The following is an 11,140-nucleotide window of genomic DNA, read 5'->3' on the forward strand; positions in this document are numbered from 1 at the left end:
CGATATGCCATCCCCAGATCCTCTTCAAACGTCTCTTAGAGAATCGCAGATTCGCGATTTACGCAAAGCTCTCGCAAACGGGAGAGGCCGAGCGAGCCCGCGGCTGGTTGTGCGGTAAGCGGTGAAAGGCCTCTGCGTTCTTAGTTTGCGAACGGCGCAAATTGCTGCGCCACCGCGCTGTAGACGTGGCGGCGGAACGGCACCACGACATCGGCGACACGGTCGAGCCGCTCCCAGCGCCAGGCGTCGAACTCGGCGGGCTGTCCGTTGCGCGGCGTCAGCGGATCGATCTCGTCATCCTTGCCGGTGAAGCGCAGCGCGAACCATTTTTGGCGCTGTCCGCGGAATTTCGCCAGCCGATGCGTCTGCGGTCCGTCGTAAGGTGGGAACTCGTAAGTCAGCCAGTCGGTCTCGCCGAGATAGGTTGCGCTCTTGACGCTGGTCTCTTCCCAGAGCTCGCGCAGCGCGGCATCGCGCAAATCCTCGCCCTCGTCGACGCCGCCCTGCGGCATCTGCCAGTCCAGGCCCGGCAAGATGATCTCGGGTCCGTCGCCCTTGAAGCGATGCCCGATCAGCACGCGGCCATCCGCATTGAACAGCGCGATTCCGACATTGGGACGGTAGGGTTTTTCGGTGCTCACGCGTGGATCTCTCGTCGTCATTTCAGGCTGTGCATTAGAGCGTTTTCGAGCGAAGTGGATACCGGTTCGCGTCAAGAAAACGCGTCAAACTAAAACTAGAGCCCCGTTCCGATTCCATCGGAACGGAACTGGCTCTAGCATCAACCTGGAAAGGCGACTTGAACTAATCCTGCGCCAGCGCGGAAAATTCCTTCACCACGCGCTCGTAGACCGGGCGCTTGAACGGAATGATCAGCCCGGTCAGATTCTTCATCGGCTCCCAGCGCCAGCTCACGAACTCGGCCTTGTGGCCACCGCCGGGCTTTTCGACATTGATCTCGCTGTCCTTGCCGGTGAAGCGGACCGCGAACCATTTCTGGCGCTGGCCGCGGTAGCGGCCCTTCCAGGCGCGCCCGGCGACCGTGCGCGGAATGTCGTAAGTGAGCCAGTCCGGAACCTCGCCGAGCCGCTCGACCGAGCGCACGCTGGTCTCCTCATAGAGCTCGCGCTTGGCGGCCTCCCAATTGTCCTCGCCGGGATCGACGCCGCCCTGCGGCATCTGCCAGACATGGGTGTCGTCGACATGCTCGATACCGCCGGCACGCCGGCCGATGAACACCAGTCCGTCCTTGTTGAGCAACATCACGCCGACGCAGGTCCGGTAGGGCAGATCTTCGTAACGCGCCATTCCGCCAGACCTCTCGCATGCTGTCGGTAAGGCTGAAGCAGGCCCGGCGGGCCTGTGCCGTACCAATCCGTTGATTTAGCTGGATTTTGATTTCAGCATCGCGGTTGTCAATGGCACCAAAAGGATACCTCGGTCGCCCAATGTCTTGGTCCAGGCGCCGATGCGCTCGATCGAGACCGGGAGGGCGGAGGCGGTGCCCACGGCCACGCCGCGTTCGCGCGCCGCCGCTTCGAGCTTGGTCAGGGCGCGGTCGATCTCGGCCGGGGTCGGCACCGCGTCGATCGCGATATCGCCCTTGCCGAACGGCATCGCCAGGCTGCCGGCGGCCTGGGGTGCGATGCTGCGGGGCGATGAGCCGTCGTCGAAGAAGCCGAGGCCGCGCTTGGCCGCCTCGCGGATGATCGGCTGCATCGCCGGCTCCGTTGCGATGAAGCGGGCGCCCATGAAATTGGTGAGGCCGGCATAGCCCTGCATCCGGCTCAGATGCCAGTACAGGCGGTCCATGTTCTGGTCGGCACTCAGCGAGGTCAGCAGCGTCTGCGGTCCCGGATCGTTGTCGGGGAAGTCATAGGGCTCCATCGGGATCTGGAGGAAGATCTCGTGGCGCTGGGCGCGGGCGCGCTCGGCGAGTTTTCCTGGATCGGACCCATAGGGCGTGAAGGCCAGCGTCACCGCCGGCGGTAGCCGCATGATGGCATCGGTGGTCTTGGCGGCGCCGACGCCGAGGCCGCCGATCAGGATCGCGACCACCGGCATCTTGGCGGCCTTGGCGCGGTCGGCATCCGCCGCATAAACGTTGAACGGCTTCAGATCCCCGGACATCGCCGGGATCATGCCATAGCGCGATTTCTCGAGGAGTTTTGAGTCGATCCCGGCCATCACGGGCGGCGGTGCGGAAGCCGAGGCCGCCTCGCTTTTGCCGGCGGCATCGCCGCCGATCACCACGTCGTGGCGGGTGCCGGTGGACCCGTCGATCATGGTGACGGTCTTCTGCTCGCCCGCCTGCTTCGGTGCGTCCCTGGTCTCTTGCTTGCTTTCCTGCTTGCTGTCCTGGCCGTGGCCGGAAGCGGCCGGCTTGTCGTCGCCGGCCTTGTCTGCGGCACTGGGCTCGCGGATCGCGAGCCGCGTCATCGGCTCGCCGCCGAGCGGATCCTTGTTGAAGATGGCGAAGCCGGCAAATGTGACCAGGAACAGGCCAAGCAGGACCGCGAGCAGCTGCATGACGGTGAACGGCAGCCGCAGCCGGCGCTTCCGGCGCGGCTTGTCCCGTCCGAGCGGGGCGCTCAGATCATCGGCCGTTTCAGTCATGCGCGATCCCGAATCACTCGAGATGACGATACCACGCCGAGGTCAAGCGGCGGCAGGCCGGGATAGGCCGGGGATAGCAGGAGTTCCAAGCAAAAAAGGGCGGCTCCGGGAGCCGCCCTTTCGTTAGATCGCGATGCGCCGACTTAGTTCGCCGCTTTGGGCTTGTCCGTCGTGGCCTTGTCGCCGCCCGGGGTGGGCGCCGCGGAGGCGCTGTTCTTGATGCCGTGGAGCAAATCGTCGGCGAGCTTGAGCGCCTTGTCGTCCTTGGCATCCGGCGGAACGTAGGACTGCGAGCCGGTCTTCTCGTCGCCGTCGTTCTTGAGATGGCCGCGCAGCGAAGCTTCGCCCTTGGTGTCGGTGCGCGACTTCAGCTCGTCCGGCACGTCCTGCAGCACTTCGATGTCGGGCACGATGCCCTTGGCCTGGATCGACTTGCCCGACGGTGTGTAATAGCGCGCCGTGGTCAGACGCAGCGCGCCGTTGCCCGAGCCGAGCGGAATGATGGTCTGCACCGAGCCCTTGCCGAACGAGCGCGTGCCGACGATGGTCGCGCGCTTGTGGTCCTGCAGCGCACCGGCGACGATCTCCGATGCCGAAGCCGAGCCGCCGTTGACGAGCACGATGACCGGCTTGCCCTTGGTGAGGTCGCCCGAATGCGCGGTACGGCGCTGGGTCTCCTCGGCATTGCGGCCGCGGGTCGAGACGATCTCGCCCTTCTCCAGGAACGAGTCGGAGACGGTGACCGCTTCCTCGAGCAGCCCGCCCGGGTTGTTGCGGAGGTCGATGACGTAGCCCTTCAGCTTGTCGCCGATCTGATTCGAGAGGTTGGCGACCTCGCGCTTCAGGCCTTCGGTGGTCTGCTCGTTGAACGTGGTGATGCGGATGTAGGCGATGTCGTCGGCCTCGACGCGGGCGCGCACCGAGCGGACGCGGATGTTGTCGCGCACCAGAGTGACGTCGATCGGATTATCCTGGCCCTTGCGGATGATCTTGAGCTTGATCTTGGTGTTGACCGGACCGCGCATCTTCTCGACCGCCTGGTTCAGGGTCAGGCCCTGCACCGCTTCGTCGTCGAGATTGGTGATGATGTCGTTGGCCATGACGCCGGCGCGCGAGGCCGGGGTGTCGTCGATTGGCGAGACCACCTTGATCAGGCCGTCTTCCATCGTGACTTCGATACCGAGGCCGCCGAACTCACCACGGGTCTGCACCTGCATGTCGCGGAAGCTCTTGGCGTCCATGTAGCTCGAATGCGGATCGAGACCGGTGAGCATGCCGCTGATCGCGGATTCGATCAGCTTGGTGTCGTCGGGCTTCTCGACATAGTCCGAGCGCACGCGCTCGAAGACGTCGCCGAACAAATTGAGTTGGCGATAGGTGTCCGCGGTGGCGGCTCGCGCGCTGGAGCCCATGAAGATCGCGCGCGGTTGCGTCACGAACAGCGTCAGCGCCGCACCGGTGGCCGCGCTGAGGAGGATAACTGAAGTCTTGCGCATCATCCGCGAACCTTCTCGCCTTCATTTGCGGCCCACCATGGGCCTGGATCGATTGGAGTGCCGTCTTTGCGGAACTCGACATAGAGCACAGGTTGACTCGCGTTCGTGGCGAGAATGGAGGCGACTTGAGAAGTCGACCCCATGGTCGCGACAGGCTCCCCCGTGAGCACAAACTGACCGATGTTGACCGAAATGCGCTCCATCCCGGCGATCAGCACATGATACCCGCCCCCGGCATTGAGGATCAAGAGTTGTCCATAGCTGCGGAAGGGGCCGGCATAGACAACCCAGCCATCACACGGCGTCGTGACCTGGGAGCCGGGCCTGGTCGCCAGCGAAATGCCCTTCTGGACCCCGCCGAGCCCGTCGGAACCGCCGAATTCCCTGATCTTGTTACCGTTAACCGGAAGAGGCAGCAGGCCCTTGGCCGCGGCGAAGGCCATCGCAGGGGTGGTTCGGGAACGATCCTTGAAAGCGCCGGGGCCGGTCTTGGCGCTGGCGGTCGCGTTTGCAGCCGCTTTGGCCTCGGCCTGCCTGGCGGCCTCAGCCGCCTTCTCGGCCGCCTTGGCGGCGCTTTGCAGATCCTGCTCCATCTTGGCGATCAGCCCCTGGAGATCGCCAACCTGTCGTGAGAGCGCGACGGCGCGCGCATTCTCGGCATCGAGGTCCTTTTCGCGTGACGCCTGCTGGCGCTGCCGCTCGTCGACCAGAGCCGCGAGCCGGGTCTGGTCGTTGCGCACCTTGTCGCGGTCGGAGGCGAGCTGGTCGCGCTCGGTCGCGATGGTCTTGCGCAAGGCCACGAGCTCGCCGAGCTCGCCCGCGATCTTCTCGGCGCGGCCGCGCAATTCCGGCACCACGGCACCGAGCAGCATCGCCGTGCGCAGCGATTGCAGCGCATCCTCGGGCCGTACCAGAAGTGCCGGCGGCGTCCGCCTTCCGGCGCGCTGCAAGGCCGCCAGCACCTCCACGATGTCGGCGCGGCGTAAGTCGAGCGAGCTGCGCATCGCCTGCTCGCGGCCGTTCAGCGATCGCAACCGCGCTTCGGCCTCGTCGATCTTGATCTCGACGGTGCGCACATTGGCGGCGGTGTCGATCAACTGCTGATTGAGCTGGGTGCGGTCCTGGCCGAGCGAGGTGATCTCGGCCTTGAGCTTGGCCTGCGCTTCCTCAGCGCTCTTCTTGCTGGCGCGCGCGGCTTCGAGCTCCTGCTCGCGCTGCTTGATCGCATCGGGCGCGACGGCCGCAGTCTGCGGTGCAGGCGTCTGAGCTTGCGCGAGGCTTGCGCCCAAGATACTTGCGCCCAAGATACTTGCGCCGGCAACGCCGGCGATCAGCAGCAGGTTGAGGACAGGCGCTCGCATCGCTTTATGCAAAGGTGCTCGTTGTGGCGCGGGTCACGCGCGGTGATAGGGGTGGCCGGCCAGAATGGTGGCGGCCCGATAAAGCTGTTCCAGAAGCATGACGCGGACCATTTGGTGCGGCCAGGTCGCAGAGCCGAACGCGATCGCGAGCTTGGCCTTACGGCGCAATTCGGGCGAAAGTCCGTCCGCCCCTCCGATCATGAAGATAGTATGACCGGCACCCTCGTCGCGCCAGCGCCCGAGATGCCGTGCGAATACGGTCGAATCCAGATTCTGGCCGCGCTCGTCCAGCGCCACCAGCACCGATTTTTCGGGAATATGCGCGGATATCGCCGCGGCCTCCTCGGCCATCCGCGTCGCCGTATCGCGCGCGCGGCTTTCGGGCAATTCGTGGATGGCGAGCTCGCGGAATCCGAGCTTCCGGCCGGCCTCGTCGAACCGCTCGAAATAGCGGTCGGCAAGCTCCCGTTCGGGGCCCTGCTTCAGCCGGCCCACCGCAATGACGGCTATGCGCATGACATGTTCAGGGTCGCGTTTTCTGGACCGCGCGCAATATGCGCGCGCACGACGCTAGCATGCGCGTCAGCCGATTCGAAATCGGCCAGCAGCCTCTCAGATCGCCTTCGCCGCCCCTGGGCCCTGCGTGTACAATCTCTCGAGACTGTAGAATTCGCGGACCTCGGGTCTGAACACGTGCACGATCACATCGCCGGAATCGATCAGCACCCAGTCGCAATTGGGCAAGCCCTCGACGTGGATGTTCTTGATGCCGTTTTCCTTGAGGCCTTTGGCGACGTTCTCCGCGATCGCGCCGACGTGCCGGTTGGCCCGGCCAGTGGTGACGATCATGTAGTCGGAGTAGGCCGATTTGCCGCGAAGGTCGATGGTAACCGTCTCTTCCGCCTTCATGTCGTCGAGGCGGGAGAGGATCAGGCTCAGCGTCTCGTCGGCGTCGGGTTGCGCCTTCAAGGCCGCAGCTTTGGTCGATGTTTTACGCGTCGGCTTGGCAACCTTGGGTAAAACAGACTTCGGTGAAGCCGTCTTGGGTGAGGCTGTCTTGGACAATACAGATGTGGTCAGGGACCATTCCTTTCACTGTATCGCGAACGCCGAATCCGGCGCCCACTGGTTACACTACATCATGTGGGGTTAAGGGTTTCAATATGCCAGAGAGCCCGAAGGCCGCATGGCGTTCGCACAATCTGACTCACTTCGTACCTTTCCAGCTTCCATCCGGGTTCCGTAAGCCGGTCGACGAGAGATTCAGCTTCATTCCGGTCAGGAACACCCAGGCTGGCGCGGCCCGGTCCGCAAGCAATGCGGCCTCATTCTCCGGCATCCGATAGCGCCTGAGCGCCTGAGCGGCGGGAGAGGCGAGGGCACGAAAACTCTGTGGCGGGCGGTCGATGACCGCAATCGGCACCTGATCGGCGATGCGCCGCCAGTGCTGCCAACGATGGAATTGAGCGAGGTTGTCGGCGCCCATGATCCAGACAAAGCGCAAGCCCGAGAGGCGGCGGCGCAAGGTGTTGATCGTATCGATGGTATAGCGCGTGCGAATGACGGATTCGAGACAGCTCACCTCGATCCTGGGATCGTCCGCAATGTCGCGCGCTGCCTGCATGCGCGCGCCGAGCTCGTGCAGTGCGCCGTTTTCCTTCAGCGGATTGCCTGGCGTCACCAGCCACCACACGCGATCGAGCTGGAGACGTTTCAGCGCGAACTGGCTGATCGCGCGATGGGCCTGGTGCGGCGGGTTGAACGAGCCGCCGAGCAGGCCGATGCGCATGCCCGAGGTATGGGTCGGTATGGCCTGCGCGAAGAAACGTGGCGCGACGAAATTGTTGCTCAATGCCCCGCGCCCTGCGTCGTCTACGGCCGCGTCTGCCCGGTGCCGTGAACGCGATATTTGAAGCTCGTCAGCTGCTCGGCGCCAACCGGGCCGCGGGCATGGAATCTGCCGGTGGCGATGCCGATCTCCGCGCCGAAGCCGAACTCGCCGCCGTCGGCGAACTGTGTCGAGGCGTTGTGCAGCACGATCGCGGAATCGACCTCGCTCAGGAATTTCTTCGCAGCGGTCTCATCGGCGCTCACGATCGCATCGGTATGGTGCGAGCCGTGGTTCTGGATATGCGCTATCGCGCCGTCGACGCCGTCCACCACCTTCGCCGCGATGATCGCATCGAGATATTCGGTGTCCCAATCGTCCGCGCTCGCGGGTTTGACGCGCGCATCGGTCTTTTGCACGGCGTCGTCGCCGCGCACTTCGCAGCCGGCCTCGATCAGCATCTCGATCAGCGGCTTCAGGTTTTTACCGGCAGCCGCGCGATCGACCAGCAGCGTCTCGGCGGCGCCGCAGACGCCGGTGCGGCGCATCTTGGCGTTGAGCACGATCGACTTCGCCATGGCGAGGTCGGCGCTGCCGTCGACGTAAACGTGGTTGACGCCTTCGAGATGCGCGAACACCGGCACGCGCGCTTCCTGCTCGACGCGCGCGACGAGGCTCTTGCCCCCGCGCGGTACGATCACGTCGACGGCGCCGTTCAATCCCGACAGCATCATGCCCACCGCCGCGCGGTCGCGCGTCGGCACCAGCGTGATTGCAGCCTCGGGGAGGCCCGCTTCGCGCAGGCCCTGCACCAGGCAGTCATGGATCGCGCGGCAGGAGCGGAAACTATCGGAGCCGCCGCGCAGGATCACGGCATTGCCCGACTTCAGGCACAGCACGCCGGCATCCGCCGCAACGTTCGGCCGGCTCTCGAAGATCACGCCGACGACGCCGAGCGGCACGCGCACGCGCTCGATGGTCATGCCGTTCGGCCGTTGCCAGCTCTCGGTGACGATGCCGACTGGATCGGCAATGCCGCGCACGATACCGATGCCCTCGGCCATGCCCTCAACCCGCGCCGGCGTCAGCGTCAGGCGGTCGATGAAGGACGAGGTGGCGTTGCCGGAGGCGCGGGCCTCGGTGACGTCCTCGGCATTGGCGGCGAGGATCGCGGCTGCATTGTTGCGGATCGCCCGCTCCATGGCCTCGAGCGCCCGGTTCTTTTGCTCCGGCGGCGCCAGCGCCAGCACGCGCGCGGCAGCGCGGGCACGGGTCCCGAGATCGGTCATCAGCGCCTGAAGATCGGCATTGCCGTCGACGGCTTTGAGGGGGGCGGCCATGGGGAGTTCAACCTTCTGCTAAGGCAGTGTCCTAGCACGGAAATCCCGCTTTTGCGAAGGGCCGGTAGGGTATGGCAGGTCTCCCCGGCCGCACCGGGCTAGGTCTTTGGCTTACCAACATCCTCGGAAAAGGACCGCTGCTGCCCCTACCCGCCCACCACCAGATCATCGCGGTGGATCATCTCGGCGCGGCCGCTGATGCCGAGGATGGCCATGACATCGGGGGAGGAGCGGCCCTTGATCCGCTCGGCGTCGTCGGCGTCGTAGGCGATCAGGCCGCGGCCGACCTCGCTGGTGTCGGGGCCGCGCACGATCACGGCATCGCCGCGGGCGAACTGGCCCTCGACCTTGATCACGCCGGCCGGCAGCAGGCTGGCGCCGGCACGCAGCGCCGCGACCGCGCCGGCGTCGATTGTCAGCGTGCCCTTCGGCTCCAGCGAGCCCGCGATCCAGCGCTTTCGCGACGTGATGGGATTGGCCGGCGTCAGGAACCAGGTGCAGCGGCCACCATCGGCGATCGCCTGTAACGGATGCTCGATCTTGCCCGAGGCGATCAGCATATGCGTGCCGCCGGTGGTCGCGATTTTTGCGGCTTCGACCTTGGTGCGCATGCCGCCGCGCGACAACTCGGACTCGGCGTCGCCTGCGACAGCCTCGATCTCCGAGGAGATGCTGTCGACGATCGGAATGAGCCTGGCGTTCGGGTTGTTCTTCGGCGGGGCGTCGTAGAGCCCGTCGATGTCCGACAGCAGCACCAGCAGGTCGGCGCTCGCCATGGTGGCGACGCGCGCGGCGAGGCGGTCATTGTCGCCGTACCGGATCTCGTTGGTGGCGACCGTGTCGTTCTCGTTGATCACGGGGATCGCGCGCCACTCCAGCAGCTTGCCGATGGTGGAGCGCGCGTTGAGATAGCGGCGGCGCTCCTCGGTGTCCTGCAGCGTCACCAGGATCTGGCCGGCGCCGATGCCGTGGGCGCCAAGCACCTCCGACCATATCCGCGCCAGCGCGATCTGACCGACGGCGGCCGCCGCCTGGCTCTCCTCCAGCTTCAGCGGGCCGCGCGGCAATTTCAGGCGGCTGCGGCCTAGCGCGATCGAGCCGGAGGAGACGACGAGAACGTCACGCCCCTCCCGATGCAGCTTGGCCATGTCGTCGGCGAGCGCGGCAAGCCAGGACGCCCGTACCTCGCCCTTGTCGGAATCGACCAGCAGCGCGGAGCCGACCTTGACGACGATGCGGCGGAATTGACTGAGTTCGGGGCTGGCCATGTGTGTATGTGGTGTGTGTACGTGCTGGAGAGCGGCGCCGGTAAGGCCTGCTTTTGCAGCAGGACGATGGCTGGCGCAAGGCGGCAGGCCCCGTAAACGGCGCTTGTCCGGAGCGCCCATCTGGCTCTAACTGTCGCCAACCATAATGGGCTCAAAGGGGGAAACCAATGGATCGCCGCAACTTCATCGCCGGATGCCTCGGGTTGCCGCTGTTGGCGCAGGTGGGCGGGTCGCAAGCTCAGACCGGGCTGACGAAAATGATCTTCCCGTTCGCGGCGGGAGCGGGCGGCGACACCCTGTGCCGGCTGATCGCGCAGGAGATGGCACCGGCGCTGCAGCGGACCATCGTGGTCGAAAACCGCACCGGCGGCGACGGCCTGATCGGCATCAAGGCGGTGAAAGGGGCCAGCCCCGACGGCAGCATGGTGCTGGTGACGACCGGGCCCACGATGTACCTGCTGCCGATGGTGGAGACGACCCCGAACTTCGATACCGCAAAGGATTTCGTCCCGGTATCGCTGCTGGCGCGGTTCGAGTTCGCCGTCGTGATCAGTCCGACGATCGATGCCGCGGATTTCAAGGGATTTGTCGCCTGGCTGAAGGCGCATCCGGACAAGGCGTCGTTCGGCGTGCCGAGCAACGGCACCATCCCGCATTTCATGGGCTCCAAGCTCGAGAAGGACCTCGGCATTCCCATGACGCGCGTGCCCTATCGCGGCAGCGCGCCCATCATCAACGACATCATCGGCGGCCATGTCTCGTTCGGCATCGTCACATTGGCGGACGCGCTGCCGCAGCATCGTGCCAAGGGCGTGAAGATCATTGCGGTCGCGAGCGCCGAACGTTCACCCTTTGCCTTGGAGGTACCGACCTTGAAGGAGAGCGGCATCGATCTCGTCGCGGACGCCTGGTACGGCATGTGGCTTCCCGCCGGCAGCTCGCCGGAATTAGCGAGCAAGCTCGGCGCGGCCGCAAGCGCCGCGCTCGCCAAGCCCGAGGTGAAGGAGAAGCTCACCGCGATCGGGCTGATCCCGGTCGGCAGCAGCGCGGAAGGTCTGACGAAGGAGCTCGCCGCGAACACCGCCTTTTGGCAGCCGATCGTCAAGGCGACGGGATACAAGATCGAGAATTGAGAAGCATAGCGCGATCTCTCCCCTCATCCTGAGAGGGTGAGAATCTTTCGTCTAAACGGGCATTTGCCGTAGCCGCTTTGCTATGATTCGATGACGGG

The 11,140-nt window shown here is 65.3% G+C and carries 11 protein-coding genes; 1 reads left to right on the forward strand and 10 read right to left on the reverse strand.

Features of this window, described 5'->3' with window-relative positions; translation table 11 throughout:
- Nucleotides 1-140: 140 nt before the first annotated feature.
- The 10 genes from AC0L2J_RS33980 to proB all read right to left on the reverse strand — a co-directional run bounded on the left by AC0L2J_RS33980 (nucleotide 141) and on the right by proB (nucleotide 9,909).
- Nucleotides 141-641 (reverse strand): RNA pyrophosphohydrolase, encoded by a 501-nt coding sequence (locus AC0L2J_RS33980; RefSeq protein WP_007604351.1) that lies wholly within the window; start codon nucleotides 639-641, stop codon nucleotides 141-143.
- A 163-nt stretch (nucleotides 642-804) separates the two neighbouring features.
- Nucleotides 805-1,308 carry an RNA pyrophosphohydrolase gene (locus AC0L2J_RS33985; protein WP_007604352.1) on the reverse strand — a complete coding sequence of 168 codons (504 nt, stop codon included), beginning with the start codon at nucleotides 1,306-1,308 and terminating at the stop codon, nucleotides 805-807.
- Between the two features lie 75 nt (nucleotides 1,309-1,383).
- A complete protein-coding gene (locus tag AC0L2J_RS33990) occupies nucleotides 1,384-2,616 on the reverse strand; it encodes a divergent polysaccharide deacetylase family protein (protein WP_063992362.1) in 1,233 nt (410 codons plus the stop codon).
- Between the two features lie 143 nt (nucleotides 2,617-2,759).
- Entirely contained in the window at nucleotides 2,760-4,115 is a 1,356-nt protein-coding gene (locus tag AC0L2J_RS33995; protein ID WP_063992363.1) for a S41 family peptidase, read from the reverse strand.
- Complete coding sequence (locus tag AC0L2J_RS34000; protein ID WP_473395884.1) at nucleotides 4,112-5,473, reverse strand: murein hydrolase activator EnvC family protein; 1,362 nt, start codon at nucleotides 5,471-5,473, stop codon at nucleotides 4,112-4,114. The genes AC0L2J_RS33995 and AC0L2J_RS34000 overlap by 4 nt, the downstream gene beginning before the upstream one ends.
- Before the next feature lie 33 nt (nucleotides 5,474-5,506).
- Complete coding sequence (rlmH, locus tag AC0L2J_RS34005; protein ID WP_007598905.1) at nucleotides 5,507-5,989, reverse strand: 23S rRNA (pseudouridine(1915)-N(3))-methyltransferase RlmH; 483 nt, start codon at nucleotides 5,987-5,989, stop codon at nucleotides 5,507-5,509.
- Between the two features lie 96 nt (nucleotides 5,990-6,085).
- On the reverse strand, nucleotides 6,086-6,442 hold the full coding sequence (gene rsfS, locus AC0L2J_RS34010) for a ribosome silencing factor (RefSeq protein WP_063992365.1): 357 nt from the start codon (nucleotides 6,440-6,442) through the stop codon (nucleotides 6,086-6,088).
- 238 nt (nucleotides 6,443-6,680) lie between these two features.
- The gene (locus AC0L2J_RS34015; protein WP_473395885.1) at nucleotides 6,681-7,325 is read right to left on the reverse strand and encodes a nicotinate-nucleotide adenylyltransferase; all 645 of its coding nucleotides are present in this window, start codon (nucleotides 7,323-7,325) and stop codon (nucleotides 6,681-6,683) included.
- Nucleotides 7,326-7,345: 20 nt separating this feature from the next.
- Nucleotides 7,346-8,641 (reverse strand): glutamate-5-semialdehyde dehydrogenase, encoded by a 1,296-nt coding sequence (locus AC0L2J_RS34020; RefSeq protein ID WP_473251012.1) that lies wholly within the window; start codon nucleotides 8,639-8,641, stop codon nucleotides 7,346-7,348.
- 146 nt (nucleotides 8,642-8,787) lie between these two features.
- Nucleotides 8,788-9,909, reverse strand: coding sequence for a glutamate 5-kinase (proB, locus tag AC0L2J_RS34025; RefSeq protein WP_473251011.1), 1,122 nt, complete (start codon nucleotides 9,907-9,909; stop codon nucleotides 8,788-8,790).
- A gap of 167 nt (nucleotides 9,910-10,076) precedes the next feature.
- Here proB and AC0L2J_RS34030 point away from each other — a divergent pair, with 167 nt between their 5' ends.
- The gene (locus AC0L2J_RS34030) at nucleotides 10,077-11,042 is read left to right on the forward strand and encodes a Bug family tripartite tricarboxylate transporter substrate binding protein (RefSeq protein WP_473395886.1); all 966 of its coding nucleotides are present in this window, start codon (nucleotides 10,077-10,079) and stop codon (nucleotides 11,040-11,042) included.
- Nucleotides 11,043-11,140: the final 98 nt, after the last annotated feature.

The organism is Bradyrhizobium sp. MV1.5 (assembly GCF_055807615.1).